15 protein-coding genes are annotated in these 14475 nt (G+C 65.8%); 10 read left to right on the forward strand and 5 right to left on the reverse strand.

Features of this window, described 5'->3' with window-relative positions; translation table 11 throughout:
* Positions 1 to 126 precede the first annotated feature (126 nt).
* Together KP004_RS02425 and KP004_RS02430 are read right to left on the reverse strand one after the other, a co-directional pair.
* The gene (locus KP004_RS02425) at positions 127 to 690 is read right to left on the reverse strand and encodes an SH3 domain-containing protein (RefSeq protein WP_239026906.1); all 564 of its coding nucleotides are present in this window, start codon (positions 688 to 690) and stop codon (positions 127 to 129) included.
* A complete protein-coding gene (locus tag KP004_RS02430; protein ID WP_216800795.1) occupies positions 687 to 1040 on the reverse strand; it encodes a VOC family protein in 354 nt (117 codons plus the stop codon). The genes KP004_RS02425 and KP004_RS02430 overlap by 4 nt, the downstream gene beginning before the upstream one ends.
* Before the next feature lie 118 nt (positions 1041 to 1158).
* On the opposite strand from KP004_RS02430, the gene KP004_RS02435 reads away from it, so the two are divergent.
* The 3 genes from KP004_RS02435 (at position 1159) to KP004_RS02445 (ending at position 3643) form a co-directional block, all read left to right on the forward strand.
* The gene (locus KP004_RS02435) at positions 1159 to 2760 is read left to right on the forward strand and encodes a thiolase family protein (protein ID WP_216800796.1); all 1602 of its coding nucleotides are present in this window, start codon (positions 1159 to 1161) and stop codon (positions 2758 to 2760) included.
* Positions 2761 to 2851: 91 nt separating this feature from the next.
* Positions 2852 to 3013 carry a hypothetical protein gene (locus KP004_RS02440; protein WP_216800797.1) on the forward strand — a complete coding sequence of 54 codons (162 nt, stop codon included), beginning with the start codon at positions 2852 to 2854 and terminating at the stop codon, positions 3011 to 3013.
* Between the two features lie 18 nt (positions 3014 to 3031).
* Entirely contained in the window at positions 3032 to 3643 is a 612-nt protein-coding gene (locus KP004_RS02445; RefSeq protein ID WP_216800798.1) for a flavodoxin family protein, read from the forward strand.
* Between the two features lie 13 nt (positions 3644 to 3656).
* Here the strand turns inward: KP004_RS02445 and KP004_RS02450 are convergent, their stop codons facing one another.
* On the reverse strand, positions 3657 to 3857 hold the full coding sequence (locus KP004_RS02450; RefSeq protein ID WP_216800799.1) for a hypothetical protein: 201 nt from the start codon (positions 3855 to 3857) through the stop codon (positions 3657 to 3659).
* Positions 3858 to 4129: 272 nt separating this feature from the next.
* Between KP004_RS02450 and def the strand changes: the two genes are divergently transcribed.
* The 5 genes from def (at position 4130) to KP004_RS02475 (ending at position 8300) form a co-directional block, all read left to right on the forward strand.
* Positions 4130 to 4648, forward strand: a complete 519-nt coding sequence (def, locus tag KP004_RS02455) for a peptide deformylase (RefSeq protein WP_216800800.1) — start codon at positions 4130 to 4132, stop codon at positions 4646 to 4648.
* The gene (gene fmt / locus KP004_RS02460; RefSeq protein ID WP_216800801.1) at positions 4645 to 5601 is read left to right on the forward strand and encodes a methionyl-tRNA formyltransferase; all 957 of its coding nucleotides are present in this window, start codon (positions 4645 to 4647) and stop codon (positions 5599 to 5601) included. The genes def and fmt overlap by 4 nt, the downstream gene beginning before the upstream one ends.
* Positions 5591 to 6361 carry a DUF116 domain-containing protein gene (locus tag KP004_RS02465; RefSeq protein WP_239026907.1) on the forward strand — a complete coding sequence of 257 codons (771 nt, stop codon included), beginning with the start codon at positions 5591 to 5593 and terminating at the stop codon, positions 6359 to 6361. The genes fmt and KP004_RS02465 overlap by 11 nt, the downstream gene beginning before the upstream one ends.
* Before the next feature lie 44 nt (positions 6362 to 6405).
* Positions 6406 to 7335 carry a polysaccharide deacetylase family protein gene (locus tag KP004_RS02470; RefSeq protein WP_216800802.1) on the forward strand — a complete coding sequence of 310 codons (930 nt, stop codon included), beginning with the start codon at positions 6406 to 6408 and terminating at the stop codon, positions 7333 to 7335.
* 98 nt (positions 7336 to 7433) lie between these two features.
* The gene (locus KP004_RS02475) at positions 7434 to 8300 is read left to right on the forward strand and encodes an NlpC/P60 family protein (RefSeq protein ID WP_216800803.1); all 867 of its coding nucleotides are present in this window, start codon (positions 7434 to 7436) and stop codon (positions 8298 to 8300) included.
* 6 nt (positions 8301 to 8306) lie between these two features.
* Here the strand turns inward: KP004_RS02475 and KP004_RS02480 are convergent, their stop codons facing one another.
* Both KP004_RS02480 and merA read right to left on the reverse strand, forming a co-directional pair.
* Positions 8307 to 9344, reverse strand: a complete 1038-nt coding sequence (locus tag KP004_RS02480) for an HD-GYP domain-containing protein (RefSeq protein WP_216800804.1) — start codon at positions 9342 to 9344, stop codon at positions 8307 to 8309.
* A gap of 160 nt (positions 9345 to 9504) precedes the next feature.
* Complete coding sequence (gene merA / locus KP004_RS02485) at positions 9505 to 10911, reverse strand: mercury(II) reductase (protein WP_216800805.1); 1407 nt, start codon at positions 10909 to 10911, stop codon at positions 9505 to 9507.
* A 442-nt stretch (positions 10912 to 11353) separates the two neighbouring features.
* Here merA and glyQ point away from each other — a divergent pair, with 442 nt between their 5' ends.
* On the forward strand, positions 11354 to 12229 hold the full coding sequence (glyQ, locus tag KP004_RS02490; protein ID WP_183345598.1) for a glycine--tRNA ligase subunit alpha: 876 nt from the start codon (positions 11354 to 11356) through the stop codon (positions 12227 to 12229).
* Positions 12229 to 14292 (forward strand): glycine--tRNA ligase subunit beta, encoded by a 2064-nt coding sequence (glyS, locus tag KP004_RS02495; protein WP_216800806.1) that lies wholly within the window; start codon positions 12229 to 12231, stop codon positions 14290 to 14292. Before glyQ ends, glyS begins: the two co-directional genes overlap by 1 nt.
* The last annotated feature ends 183 nt before the right edge of the window (positions 14293 to 14475 follow it).

Consider the following 14475-nt stretch of genomic DNA (forward strand, 5'->3'; position numbering starts at 1 on the left):
GGCTCTAGAAGTGTCTGGCCGCTGCTGCCGCGTGGACTGTGCCACGTGATGTAACGTTGTTAGTATACATGACGCCTCAAATAACATGCAGGGATATCAATGTCAATGCTTTTTCTGTTTCAGCGGCTACTTCAGCGAGACGGTGAGTCTGCCGTCGGGGTCGCGCCAGCGCAGCCACCCGGCCGGTGCCTCGACCCTGACCCACTCCTTTGCCACCTCCAGGACCTTGAGCTCCCGGTCCCGGGACAGCGGCGGCGCGGGGCTCGCCTCCCCCCCCGGGGCCAGCCGCAGCTGGTACCACTCCTTCTTCAGGCCCGGGAGCAGGCGCACCGTGCGCCCGGGGAGGAAGTCGCGCCACTCGCGGTACTCCCAGCCGCGGGCCTTTTCCAGCCACCCCTGGCGTCCCGCCTCGTCCAGCGCCACCCGAACCCAGCCGCCGCGCCGCTCGCTCGCGGCCACAAGCGGCTCCGTGTCGTCCCCGGCAAGACGCGGCAGCGCCTGCGGCGTGGTCTCGGTCACCCGCTGCACCCCCGGTTCCCGGTACAGGGGGAGGCTTTCCGGCTGCCATCCCGCCCCCTGCCTGAGAATCAGGACGCCGCAGCCGCTGTAGGGGCGCGGCGCAGGGAGGGCGGCCAGGGCCGCCGAAGCGGCGCCGGCCATGAGCAGTGCGGAAATCAAAAAAGCTCTCACATCTCCACCAGGGCGAACTCGTTGCCGTCCGGGTCGGCGACAACCGCCATTTTGCCCCACGGGCTCTTCTCCAGGGGCTCGGTGAAACGGACCCCTTCCTTGGTGAGCCGGGCGTAGAGCTCTTCAAGCCCTTTCACGGTGAAGGTGATGCCGGTGTGGCGCCCCACCAGCTTCTGCGCCGCCTCGTGCATGGCCAGCGACACGCCCAGAGCGGTCCCCTCGGTAGGGAGGAACTCCATCATGTACTCGGTCTCCTGCCCGGCGGGAAGCCCCAGCTGTTCCCGATAAAAACGGCGCGCGGCCTTGATGTCCTTGACAAATACAACAATATTCTTAATTTTTTCTACCATGAAAACCACCTTGAATGATATGTTGTGACAGCGTTCTAATACATAGCAGAGTGGGCGGGCGCTGGCAAGGCTATTCAGCCGCCGGACGGTGGCGGGGCGCCCCTTGCAGGAGGGAACCGTGACGCAGCAATTCAAACCCAGGGAGGTCTACGTCGCCTCCTCGTATGCGGCCCCGGTGGGGCGCTACAACGGCCGCGAGCGCGAGGCGCTGAGCTTCTTGGAGATGGCCGAAAAGGCCGGCGAGGTGTTCGCCGGGAGCCGGATCCGCCGCTCCGAGGTGGGGGCGGTCGTGGTCGGGTGCCAGAACCCGGTCGCCTTCTCCGGGGTGGACAACACCGCCGCCAAGATCGCCGGGGTGCTCGGCATCTCCGGGGCGAAGTCGGTGCTGATCGACACCGCCTCCTCCTCCGGCGCCTCGGCCCTCGAATACGCCTACCTGCAGATCGCCTCCGGGCGCTGCGATCACGTGCTCGCCATCGGCATCCAGAAGATGAGCGACGTCTCCACCGGCCAGGCGACCCGCATCGTCGCCGGCGTGATCGACAAGGACGAGGCCGAGTTCGGGCTCTCGATGCCCGCCTGCGGCGCCCTGGTGGCGCGCTCGCTGATCGAGCGGCTCAAGCTCTCCACGGAAGAGTGGACCGCCTTCTCGGCCCTTTTGACCCAAAGGGCGCACCGCTTCGCCGCCAGAAACCCCGACGCCCACCTGAACTTCGAGATCCCGCTCGAGGAGTACTACCGCCAGATCGTCACAGGCAAGAACTACCGCTACTGGTGGCCGCTGCGCTACCACGATTTCTGCCCCATGTCCGACGGGGTGGCCGCCGTCCTCCTCTCCGCCGCGCCGCACGAGGTGATCGTCTCCGGGGTGGGGAGCGCGACCGACATCCCCACCATCGCCGACCGTCCCTACTTCCACAGCTTCCCCGCCACGGTGCGCGCCGCCGCCGAGGCCTACGCCATGGCCGGCATCAGGAAGATCACCGACTTCGCCGGCAAGATCCACGTCAACATGCACGACCCCTTCAACGGCTTCGGCCCCATCAACATGGTGGACCTGGGCTTCGTACCCCGGCGCCGCATCCTCGAGGCGCTCTTGAACGACGAGCTGACCGGCGAGTTTGGCAGCTTCCCCACCAACATCACCGGCGGCCTGAAGGGGCGCGGCCACCCGCTGGGGGCGACCGGCATGATCCAGATCGTCGAGAACCACCGCTTGATCACCGGCGGGCGCTTCCAGATGGGGCTCGCCCACTCCATCGGCGGCCCGATCAACAACAACGTGGTCACGCTCCTGGAGCGCACCAGCCATTACCGCCAGCGCTCCCGCCCCGAACTCTCCCCCTGGGGACTCCCCCCCCTGGGGCGCATGAAGCCCAAGAACCTGAGCGTCAACGAGCTTTTGAACGGCGAGCCGGTGCAGGGGCGCTTCGTCGCCGCCACCACCCGCTTCGACTTCAAGACCGGCGCCCCGGAAGGTATCATCCTCATCGTCTCCTGCCTGGCCCACGGCCAGCGCCACTCCTTCCTGTTCGGCGTCGGCGGCGAGCACTACGCGGAGATCGCGCAGCTCAAATCCGGTGAGCCGGTGAGCCTGGAGAGAAGCGGCGAGGAGATCCTGGTGAACCGCATGCCGGTCAAGAAGTTCTACCGGCGCACCATGGACGGGGTGCTGGAACTGGCCGGCAGCGGCTGGAAGAAGCTCACCGGCAACGGCTAGCGGGTTTGCCTTGACAGGGGGCGCGGGATCGGTATAGTAGCCGCCGGTCCGGGCTCCCCGGGCGAGTCGGTAACTAAGGAGCACGCGCAACATGACCCTGCTGTTCAAGATCCTGGGCGTCATCTTCGCCCTTTTCATCGTGCTGTTCGTTTTCATCGTGATCGAGGAATCCTTCCTGGGCGGGCGCCGCAGAAGGAAACTGGAGCGCAAGGCGCGGGCCGAACAGGCCGCGCGCGACGAGGAAGCAAAGTAAGTACTCTGCGGAGGCATCATGGGGGACGCGGTGAAGGTCGTCGCCATCGTGGGGAGCTACCGTAAGGGGGGCATGGTCGACCAGGTCGTCGACGCGGTGCTGGCCGGCGCCGCCCAAGCCGGTGCGCAGGTGCACAAGGTCTACCTCCTGGACACCCACATCGAGTTCTGCACCAACTGCCGGCTCTGCACCCAGACGCCGGGAGGCGCGCGCGGCATCTGCCCGGTCGCCGACGAGATGGCCCGGGTGCTGGATCTGGTGGAAGGGTGTGAGGGGCTGGTGCTCGCTTCGCCGACCAACTTCTGGTCGGTGACGGCGTTGACCAAAAGGTTCGTGGAGCGGCTGGTCTGCTACGCCTACTGGCCCTGGGGAGTGCCCGCGCCCAAGGTGCGCAGCAAGGAGAAGCCCAGGCGGGCGGTGCTGGTGGCGGCGAGTGCGGCGCCGGGATTCCTGGCGCGGCTGTTCACGCCGGTCGTGAAGACGCTCCGGCAGAGCGCGGAACTGCTCGGGGCTCGTTGCGTGGGGACCGTGTTCGTGGGGCTGGCGGCGCGGGAAGAGCGCCAGGAGGCGGGGCGGCGGGCGCTTAAGAAGGCGCGCCTCATGGGACAAAGACTGGTGACGGGGCGGTAGTCGAGCGGCCTCCCTAGCGGGGAGCGGCCATGGTGAAACCGTCCTCGCGCCCCCACAGGCGGCGCGGACGCCTGGTCTGTATCCGGGACGGCGCGTCGGCGCATCCCCGGGAGAGGAGGTGCGGCAGGGCGGCTGCGGCGCAAAGAAGGGCCGCCGGGGCCGGGTTTTTTGCTCCCTTGAGTATCGTCGATGCTGCCAGTGATTCCCGTGTCATCTCTTCCTCCTGCTGCGAAGCTTCGAGCCTGGGGACAAGCAAGAGGCGTTCCCTGCCGGTAACTGCTCGATATCGTTGGAACAGGCCAGACGCAAGCGGTGTTTTTGACCGTCGTATTTTTGACTTTGGGCCCCGTGGCGGCGGAATTTTGACTCGCGGCGGCGTCGGCCGGTGCATCGAGCGCGCCCCCTCCCTCATGAGTATGTCGTTGATTTTTCCCTAATACCTTTAGTATAGTGACTCGGATAGCCCCATAGCCAAAGGAAGGACATATGGTACGAAGAATATTGACCTATCCGGACCCGGAGCTCAAGAAGCGCTCCCTGCCGGTTACCGTGATCACTGACAAGACCCGCGAACTGGTGCGGGATATGGCCGAAACCATGTACGACGCCCCCGGCGTCGGCCTGGCCGCTCCGCAGATCGGGGTGCACCAGCGCATCGTGGTGATCGATGTGTCCGGCAAGGACGAAGAGCCCGAACTGATCGTCGCCATCAACCCCGAGATCATCCACGCCGAAGGCGAGGCCTACGAGGAGGAGGGGTGCCTGTCGGTGCCCAAGTTCTCCGCCAACGTGCGCCGCCACGCCCGCGTGGTGGTGAAGATGCTGAACCTGGAGGGCGAAGAGGTGGTGATCCGCGCCGACGACCTCCTGGCCATCGCCTTCCAGCACGAGATCGACCACCTGGACGGCGTCCTCTTCATAGACCACCTCTCCCCGCTCAAGAAGGGGATCTTCCGCAAGCGCTACCAGCGCGCCCAGGAAGAGGCAAAGGAGCAGCATCGATGACCGGTTTGCGCATCATCTTCATGGGAACTCCCGAATTCGCCTGCCCGACCCTGCGCACCCTGATCGAGCGCGGTGAAAACGTGGTGGCCGTGGTCACCCAGCCCGACCGTCCCAAGGGGCGCGGACAGCAGACCCTGCCGCCGCCGGTCAAGGTGGTGGCGGAAAGCCACGGCATCCCGGTGCTGCAGCCGGTGAAGGTGCGTCTCCCCGAGTCGATCGATCAGATCCGCGCCCTGGAGCCGGACCTGATCGTGGTGATCGCCTTCGGGCAGATCCTCCCCAAGGCGCTTTTGGATATTCCCACACACGGCTGCATCAACGTGCACGCCTCGCTTTTGCCGCGCTACCGTGGCGCCGCGCCGCTCAACTGGTGCATCATCAACGGCGAGACCGAGACCGGGGTGACCACCATGATGATGGACGTCGGTCTCGACACCGGCGACATGCTCCTGAAAAGCGCCACCCCGATCGACCCCGACGAGGACACGCAGAGTCTGCACGACCGCATGTCGCAGCTGGGCGCGGAGCTTCTGGCCCAGACCCTGGACCGCCTGGTCGCCGGCGAGCTCGTCCCGGAGAAACAGGACGACGCCCTCACCTGCTACGCCCCCATTATGAAGAAGGAAGACGGCCTCATCGACTGGACCAGGAGCGCGCAGGACATCAAGAACCAGGTGCGCGGCATGACCCCGTGGCCCGGCGCCTTCAGCTTCCTGGACGACAAGCTGTTGAAGGTGTACAAGGTGCAGACCGCCGCCGGAACGGGCAACCCGGGCGAGGTGGTAGCCGCCGGTCGCGACGGCATCGAGGTCGCCTGCGGCGAGGGAAGCCTCGTGATCCGCGAGCTGCAGCTGGAAGGGAAGAAGCGGATGGCCGCCGGGGATTTTCTCGCCGGTTACAAGGTGCCGGCGGGCTCGCTGCTGGGCAAGAAGGAATCTGCAGTTGGGGCGTAAGGAAAGCTATCAGAAGCCGCCCCAGAAGCGGCTCTTCGTGGCCCTGATGGGGGTGACCTGCCTCCTTGTGGTGGGGCTCATCTACCTCGGGTGGTACATCCCGACCATGGGGCTTGCCAACATCCATCCCGATCTGCCGCGCGTGGTGGGGATGCTGTTCGCCGTCCTCTCCGGCATCGCGGTACTCGGCACCGCCCTGTTGGTGCTCACCACGGCCCTCGGCAAGGACATCCTCGGCACCAGGTTCATGCGCGGGGTGGTGATCAAGTTCCTGCTCCCGCTCATCGAGCAGATCGGCAAGCTGTGCGGCATCTCCAAGGACACCATCCGCCAGTCCTTCGTGGCCATGAACAACTCCCTGGTGGTTTCGCAGCGCCTGAAGATCAACGCCGACCGGATCCTGATCCTGCTGCCGCACTGCCTGCAGCTCGCCGAGTGCGAGATCAAGGTGACCGGCGAGATCGACAAGTGCCTGCGCTGCGGCCGCTGCGACATCATGGGGCTCGCCGATCTGGCCCGCAAGTACAGCGTCGACATCTCGGTGGCGACCGGCGGCACCCTGGCGCGCAAGGTGATCATCGAGAAGCGCCCCAAGCTGGTCCTGGCCGTCGCCTGCGAGCGCGACCTCACCTCCGGCATCAAGGACTGCTATCCCCTCCCGGTGATCGGGGTGCTCAACGATCGCCCCTTCGGCCCCTGCTTCAACACCCGCGTCGACGTCGACAAGATCGACGCCGCGCTCCGCTCGGTGCTGGTCTAGCCGCCGTCCCCGGCGACCACCCGCGCCCCGCGGTAGAGTCCACCATGCGTCTTCGCTACTCCCTGCTCCTGATCCTTTCGTTGTTCATCGCCGTGCCCCGCGCCGCCCACGCCCTGGAGATCACCGAGTACCGCGCCCTGCGCGAGCCGGTAGTCGACCGCTCGGGACGCCATCTGTGGGCCGTCAGGAGCTTCAAGGAAGAGGGGGTGCCGCACCGGCTCGCGGTCGACCCCGCCACCCTGCAGAGCTTCGACCTGCCGGCCGCCGACCTGGCACCCCGGCGAGAGGCCGACGCTGACTTCTACGCCACCCGGCTCGGGCGCGCCGTGAAGCGCTACACCGCCGGTCCGCACCGGCTGCAAAACGGCGGCGCCACCCGCGCCGAGACCGGTGCCGACGGCTTCTTCCTCACCGTCGACCTCTGCCCCTCCAAACGCCCCTTCGAGCGGGAGCTGTTCGAGGCTGCCGCGGCACTCTCCACGGGGAGGGCGGTTCCGGTGGCGGTGATGGTCACCGGGGTGTGGCTCGACAGCCACCCGGACGAGGTCGCCTACCTGAAGGGTGAGGTCGCCACAGGGAGGCTGGCGGTGACCTGGGTGAACCACTCCTGGCACCACCACTACGACCCGAAGGTGCCGCTGGCCGACAACTTCCTGCTGGCGCCGGGGACCGACCTGCGCGCCGAGGTGCTTCACCTGGAACAGCAGCTCCTCTCCCGCGGCCTGGTACCTTCACCCTTTTTCCGCTTCCCGGGGCTTGTCTCCGACGGCGCCGCCATGAACCTTTTGTCCGAGCTCTCCCTGGTCCCGATCGGTGCCGACGCCTGGCTCGCCAAGGGTGAGCAGCCGCGCCGCGGCAGCTTCATCCTGGTGCACGGCAACGGCAACGAGCCCAAGGGGATCCGCCTGGCGCTGCCGCTTTTGAAGGGGACGGGGGTGCACCTGCTGCCGCTTGCGGCGGCCTTCGGCGACTGATCGCGGCCCCGCCCGCGCACAACCTGCGGCACCCGCCGCTTTCCCGCCGGCCGGGCTTTTGCCAAGCCGCTCCCGCCGGTCCTGTCACGAGGTAGGTCATGAAGACACTTCTGCTCGCAGTGATGGCCCTGCTCCTTGCCGTACCACCGTTCTCCGTTCGCAGCTCCTCTGCCGCCCCCCAAAAGCGCGCCGTGGCCCTCTCCTTCGCCCCGGTTCTCAATACCCCCGACTTCGCCGGCAGTTTCAGCGGCAAGGTGGCGCTCGATCCCTGCCGCGGCGTGCGCCCCATCGAGTTCATCGCCCTGCCGGGCACCCTGTTCACCGTGGAGGGGGAGCTCGAGAAGAACGGCGTCAAGGTGCTGCGCGTCACCACCGGCGATTATCCCTATCCTTCCAAAACCGGGTTGTACGTCGACGCCCGCTTCGTTGAGGCTGCCGGTAGCCAGGCCACCGAGCGCCCGCGCCACCTCCCGGAGCTCCCGGAGATCCAGAAACGACTTTTGGCGGCGCTGGGCAAGCCGTACGTGTGGGGCGGCAATGTGAAAGACGGCGTTTCGCTGCTGCGCAGGTACTACCCGCAGGGGGATCCCCTGGCCGGGGTGGACTGCTCCGGGCTCCTCTACCAGGCGACCGACGGCTTCACGCCCAGGAACACCTCGACGCTCACCGGTTACGGGCGGGCGGTCCCGGTGGCGGGGCTCTCCGCCGAGGCGATCGCGCGCAAGCTCGAGCCTTTGGATCTACTGGTCTGGAACGGGCACGTGATGGTGGTGCTCGATGACGATTCCATCATCGAAAGCAGGATGGGGTGCGGCGGGAAGCCCGGCGGGGTGATGATGACCCCGAAACTCGAGCTGCTCAGGCAGATCATGAAAACGAGAAAGCCCGCGGACAGCTTCCCCAAGGGGAGCGCCGGGGCCGGGGCTTTCGTGGTGCGGAGATGGTTTCCGGACGGGGGGAGATGAGGCGCCCTAGGCCTGGGCGCGCACGAGGGTGAGGTTGGGGCGCTTCGGGGGCGCTTCGCCGGGCGGTACCTCGCCGAGGACCTCTTCGGAAGAGGGGAGGGGGCCTGCCGGCACCACCTCGAGGAAGACCTCCACGATGCCGGGGTCGAGCGCCTCGCCGCTCATGGAACGCACCATCTCCCGGGCCTCCCCCTCGGGGAACCTGGCGCGGTAGGAGCGGTCCGTGGTGAGCGCGTCGTAGACATCGGCGACCGCGACGATGCGTGCTTCCAGCGGAATCGCCTCGCCCTTGAGCCCCAGGGGATAGCCGGTCCCGTCGTACTTCTCGTGATGGTGGCGGATGATGTTCTTGGCGAGCTCCGAAAGCCTCGCCTTTTCCGCCAGGTCCGCACCCCAGTCGGTGTGCAGCTTCATGGTCCTGAACTCATCCTCGTTGAGCCGGCTGCTGCCGTTCAGGATCAGTTCCGAAATGCCGATCTTGCCGCAGTCGTGCAGCCAGCTGCCGTACTTGATCTGGCGCAGGGTATCCTTGGAGAGCCCCATCGCTTCGGCGATCAGCAGGGCATAGACCGCCACCCGGTCGCAGTGCCCTTTGGTGTTGGGGTCCTTGAGCTCGATGGTCTGGGCCAGGGAACGCAGCACCGCCTCGTCCTCCCGCCTCATGGACTGCACGATCCGGTAGCGCCTGAGTCCTTCCTGTACCACGTCCAGGATTTCCTGTGATTTCCACGGTTTCAGCAGGTAGCGAAACACCTCTGAGTTGTTGATGGCGGCCAGCGCCGTGGCGAGGTCGACGTAGGCGGAGATGAGGACCTTGACGGTGTCCGGGGATACCCGGCGCAGTTCGGTGAGAAAGTCGAGCCCGGACATCCCCGGCATCCGGTTGTCCGAGACCACCACCGCGATTTCGTGATGCCTGAACAGCTCCAGGGCTTCAGCGGCGTTGGTGGCGGTGAGCAGGTCGATGCCGTGCGACCGGAACAGGTCCACGGAGGTTTCCAAGATCAGCTTGTTGTCATCCACGAACAGAACTTCAGCCGCCATTGATATTCCCCTCGATCATCACGCATTGCATCATAAAAGGTTGCACCGGCAGACCGTGCCGCCGGAGCGGCTCGGACGCGGGTTGCATGGTATTCCTTCATGAATAAGTTGTCAATTCTAATGTTGGGGTAAAGTCGCGGACGGCGGCGATTAATGCCGTTTATTCGGCGCAGCAGGAGAGCTGGGTCAGGTCGCGGTTGAAGGCCTGGGCGCACAGGCGCAGCCCTTCGCCCATGGAGGGGTAGACGTGCAGCGTGTCGGCGAGCTCGGCCACGGTCATCCGGCAGCGGATGGCGAGGGCAGCCTCGTTGATGATGTCGGCGCCGCGATGCAGGCAGAGGTGGACGCCGAGGATGCGGTCGGTGACGCGGTCGGCGACGATCTTGACCGCACCGTCCAGCGCCCCGGTGACATGAGCCTTGGGGATGGCGGAGGCGGGTATGGTCTGGCTCTCCACGTCGAAACCTGCCTGCCGGGCCGCTTCCTCGCCGTAGCCCACCATGGCCACCTCGGGGTCGGTGAAGATCGCCATGGGGAGGCTCTGGTAGTCAAGCTCGCAGTGGCATCCGGTCTGCAGCATGTTGTCCACGGCGGCGATCCCCTCGCGGGCCCCCACCGTGGCGATCTGCATGCCTCCGGTGACGTCGCCGGCCGCCCATATCCCGGGCGCCGTGGTGCGCATCTCGCTGTCCACCTTGATGAAGCCGCGCGGGTCCAGTTCCACCCCGGCCTGCTCCAGCCCGATCCCTTCGGTGGCGGGGGCGGTACCTACCGCCAGAAGCAATTGCTGTGAGCGGAACTCGCGCGGCTCGCCGTCGATCAGCGCCTCGACCCGCACGCCTGCGCCGTCGCGCGCCACCGAGCAGATGGCGGCACCCACCACGACCTTCATCCCTTCCGCCTCAAGCGCCTTTTGCAGCGCCAGCGCCGGCTCCGGTTCCACTGCGGGAAGCACGCGCGCGCCGTGTTCCAGGACGGTTACCGGGACCCCGAGCCTGTGGAACATCTGCCCCAGCTCCAGGGCGATGACGCCGCCCCCGACGACGGTGAGGGACTCCGGCAGGGTCTTCAGTAGAAGCGCACTCTTGCTGGTCAGGTACGGGGTGTGTTCCAGCCCTGGGATCTTGGGGACGCGGGGGTGCCCGCCGGTGGCGATCAGGATGCGGTCGCTTTCAATGATCCGGTCCTCCACCTGCACCGTGCCGGGGGCGACGAAGACCGCCTTCCCCTTGATGACGGAGAGTTCCGGGAGCTGCGCCAGCACGTCCAGGTATTTCTTCTGTCTTAGTTCCTGCACCACCGCGAACTTGTGCCCGTCGAGTGTGGGGAAGTCGACGCCGTCGCGCCTCACCCCGAGCCCCAGCCGCTCGCCCAACTCCGCCTCGTGCCGGAACAGGGCGCAGTGGATCAGGGTCTTGGACGGGATGCAGCCCCAGTTGATGCAGGTGCCGCCCAGCACGCTGCGCTCGATCATGATGGAGCGGGCACCCCGTTCCTTGGCCCTGAGAGCCGCCGCGAAGGCGGTGGACCCCGATCCTAATATGACGATTTCACCGGTCGTACTCATGTGAATCACCCCTTCGCTAAGTTTACCGTTCCGGGGGCGGCGGGTAAACAGAAGAATTCACCGGATTTTCCCCCGCACCCTCCTCGGCACCCCTCCGGCGTCCCCCGCGCCGCGCGCATTATTCCCACTGTTGTTAGCCGCTTGCACTATCGAATTAAAGAACTGTCTCCAACTCTCCCCCTCCCTTGACGGGAGGGGGCAGGGGGGTGGGTGGACTTGCCATTAGCACCAATGTGGCACCTGCCCCCACCCCCTAACCCCCTCCCGCGAGGGGAGGGGGCTTTGGACAGCGCCGGGTTTTTACCGGTTTTGCGGGTGATATTCCTTGACAGCGCCGTGCGCGCTGTTGTAATCTGGCGAGCCTAACTGTTTGGATACAGTAAACTTTTTTATCCCAAAAGCTGCACCACTTGAAATATACGATTTGATCGGAGGCGGCGTGTTGACATTTCAGGATCTGATCCTCTCCCTGCAGGGGTATTGGGCGGGACAGGGGTGCGTAATCCAGCAGCCCTATGATACGGAAAAAGGGGCGGGTACCTTCAACCCGGCCACCTTCCTGCGCGTGCTCGGGCCCGAGCCGTGGAAAGTGGCGTACGTGGAGCCCTCCCGGCGCCCGACCGACGGGCGCTACGGCGAGAACCCGAACCGCCTGCAGCACTACTACCAGTTCCAGGTGATCATGAAGCCCTCGCCCATGAACATCCTGGACCTCTACCTCGACTCCCTGCGCGCCTTCGGCATCGACCCGAACAAGCACGACATCCGCTTCGTCGAGGACGACTGGGAATCCCCGACCCTGGGCGCCTGGGGGCTTGGCTGGGAGGTCTGGCTGGACGGCATGGAGATCACCCAGTTCACCTACTTCCAGCAGGCCGGCGGCATCGACCTGAAACCGGTCTCCGCCGAGATCACCTACGGCTGCGAGAGGATCGCCATGTACCTGCAGGGCGTGGACAACGTCTACGACCTGGAGTGGGTCAAAGGGGTCAAGTACGGCGACATCCACCACGAGAGCGAGGTCGAGTTCTCCACCTACAACTTCGAGGAGGCTGACGTCGACATGCTGCTCACCCTCTTCAAGATGTACGAGAAGGAGTGCATCCGCCTGGTCGAGAAGGGGCTCGTGCTCCCGGCCTACGACTACGTCATGAAATGCTCCCATACCTTCAACCTCCTGGACGCCCGCGGCGCCATCTCGGTCACCGAGCGCGCCTCCTACATCGGCAAGGTGAGGAACGTGGCGCGCCTGTGCGCCGAAGGATACCTGCAGATGCGCGAGCGGCTCGGCTTCCCGCTCCTGAAAGGAGGTCGCTAATGGCTAAGGATCTTTTCCTTGAGATAGGTTGCGAGGAGATTCCGGCCGGCTTCGTCCCCAAGGCGATGGCCGACATGGAAGCCCTCATGAAGCGCGAGCTGGAGACGGCCCGCATCGAATTCGGCGAGATCGTGACCCTGGGCACACCGCGCCGCCTGGTGCTGGCGGTGAAAGGGATGGCGGAGCGCCAGCCCGACGCGGAACTGACCGCGATGGGGCCGGCCAAAAGCGCCGCCTACGACGCCGACGGCAACCCGACCAAGGCCGCCCAGGGCTTCGCCCGCGGCCAGGGCGTGGACGTGGCCGACCTGAAGGTGGTCATGACCCCCAAGGGTGAGTACCTGGCCGCCGTGAAGAGCGAGATCGGGCGCGACACCGCCGAACTCCTCCCCGAGATGCTGCCGCGCCTGATCGGCAACATCCCCTTCAAGAAGTCCATGCGCTGGGCCGACTTCGATGTCCGCTTCGCCCGCCCGATCCACTGGATCGTGGCGCTCTACGGCGGCACCGTGGTTCCCTTCGCCTTCGGCAACATCGAAAGCGGTTCCGCCTCGCGCGGCCACCGCTTCATGGCCAACACCACCTTCCCGGTGCGGGATCTCTCCCACTACCTGGAGGAGTGCGAGCGCCACTTCGTGATCCCGGATCCGGAAAAGAGAAAGGCCATCATCCGCCAGGAGATCGACCGGGTTGCGCGCCAGGCCAAGGGTAACGTGCTCCCCGACGAGGCGCTCCTCGAGCAGGTTTCCTTCCTGGTCGAGTACCCCTCCGCGGTGCACGGCACCTTCTCGCCGGACTTCCTGGTGGTGCCGCGCGAGGTCCTGATCACCTCGATGCGCGAGCACCAGCGCTATTTCTCCCTGGTGGACGACCAGGGGAAACTGCTGCCGGGCTTCATCACCATCAACAACACCCTGACCGAGGACCCGCAGGTGGTGGTCAAAGGAAACGAGCGCGTGCTCCGCGCCCGCCTCTCCGACGCCCGCTTCTTCTTCGACGAGGACCACAAGGTGAAGCTCGAGTCCCGCGTGGAGAGCCTCAAAAGCGTGGTCTACCAGGCGAAGCTCGGCACCTCCTACGAGAAGATGGAGCGCTTCCGCGAGCTCGCCAAGGGGCTCGCGCAGCGCCACAACCCGGCGGTGGTCGACAAGGCCGCCCGCGCCGCCACACTGTGCAAGGCGGACCTCGTCTCCGGCATGGTAGGCGAATTCCCCGAGGTACAGGGGATCATGGGGCGCGAGTACGCCCTGCATGACGGCGAGGATGCCGCGGTCGCCAACGCCATCGCCGAGCACTACCTGCCGACCCAGGCCGGCGGCGAGCTCCCGGCTTCCGACATCGGCGCGTTCGTCTCGCTGGCGGACAAGACCGACACCATCTGCGGCTGCTTCAGCGTGGGGCTCATCCCCACCGGCTCCGCCGACCCCTACGCCCTGCGCCGCTCGGCTCTGGGGATCATCAACATCATCCTCGACAAAGGGTACCGCGAGCCGATCTCCGGCTTGGTCAAGGCTTCCCTGCAGCTTTTGGCCGCCAAGGCGACCCGCCCCGTCGACGACGTCTACAAGGACGTCATCGAGTTCTTCCGCGGCCGTTTCGTGAACCTGATGGCGGATCGCTACCCCTCCGACGTGGTGGACGCCGTGGTCTCGGTCTCCTTCGACGACCTGGTCGAGGCTGCCGCCAAGATCCAGGCGCTCGCCGAGTTCAGAAAGCGTGACGACTTCGCTGCCCTGGCAGGCGCCTTCAAGCGCGTGGGGAACATCGTCAAGGAAGGGGTGGACACCCCGGTTGCCACCGCACTCTTCCAGGAGCCGGCAGAAGGGGCACTCTACGAGGCGCAGCAGCAGGTGAAAAAGAAGGTGGACGCGGCTCTCTCCGGCGCCGACTACCTGGCCGCCCTCACCGAGATCGCCACCCTGAAGACCACCGTCGACGCCTTCTTCGACAAGGTCATGGTCATGGCGGAGGACGAGAAGGTGCGTCAGAACCGCCTGGCGCTTTTGACCTCCATCGCAAGGCTCTTCGGGAGCCTCGCTGATTTCGCGAGGTTGTCGGCATGAAAAGACTGCGACAGCTGACCCCGGGATGCAGCACCCTGGAACAGGCCAACGCAGCAGCACAACGACTTATCTGACGCTCACGTAAACAGCCGTCCGGGTGCAACTCCCGGCGGCTGTTTGCCTTTTTCGGTTTGTGTGTATACTTTTAGCTCCAAATTTATTAAAAACGTCTAAGGAGGGTGC

It is taken from the genome of Geomonas oryzisoli (assembly GCF_018986915.1).
GTDB lineage: Bacteria > Desulfobacterota > Desulfuromonadia > Geobacterales > Geobacteraceae > Geomonas > Geomonas oryzisoli.

What these genes read in the sequence shown, in the direction of transcription:
- KP004_RS02480 (WP_216800804.1), bottom strand. Translation starts at nt 9,344, where the DNA reads ATGGCGGCTGAAGTTCTGTTCGTGGATGACAACAAGCTGATCTTGGAA.
- glyS (WP_216800806.1), top strand. Translation starts at nt 12,229, where the DNA reads ATGGCTAAGGATCTTTTCCTTGAGATAGGTTGCGAGGAGATTCCGGCC.
- merA (WP_216800805.1), bottom strand. Translation starts at nt 10,911, where the DNA reads ATGAGTACGACCGGTGAAATCGTCATATTAGGATCGGGGTCCACCGCC.
- def (WP_216800800.1), top strand. Translation starts at nt 4,130, where the DNA reads ATGGTACGAAGAATATTGACCTATCCGGACCCGGAGCTCAAGAAGCGC.
- KP004_RS02470 (WP_216800802.1), top strand. Translation starts at nt 6,406, where the DNA reads ATGCGTCTTCGCTACTCCCTGCTCCTGATCCTTTCGTTGTTCATCGCC.
- KP004_RS02445 (WP_216800798.1), top strand. Translation starts at nt 3,032, where the DNA reads ATGGGGGACGCGGTGAAGGTCGTCGCCATCGTGGGGAGCTACCGTAAG.
- KP004_RS02475 (WP_216800803.1), top strand. Translation starts at nt 7,434, where the DNA reads ATGAAGACACTTCTGCTCGCAGTGATGGCCCTGCTCCTTGCCGTACCA.
- KP004_RS02440 (WP_216800797.1), top strand. Translation starts at nt 2,852, where the DNA reads ATGACCCTGCTGTTCAAGATCCTGGGCGTCATCTTCGCCCTTTTCATC.
- KP004_RS02430 (WP_216800795.1), bottom strand. Translation starts at nt 1,040, where the DNA reads ATGGTAGAAAAAATTAAGAATATTGTTGTATTTGTCAAGGACATCAAG.
- KP004_RS02450 (WP_216800799.1), bottom strand. Translation starts at nt 3,857, where the DNA reads ATGACACGGGAATCACTGGCAGCATCGACGATACTCAAGGGAGCAAAA.
- fmt (WP_216800801.1), top strand. Translation starts at nt 4,645, where the DNA reads ATGACCGGTTTGCGCATCATCTTCATGGGAACTCCCGAATTCGCCTGC.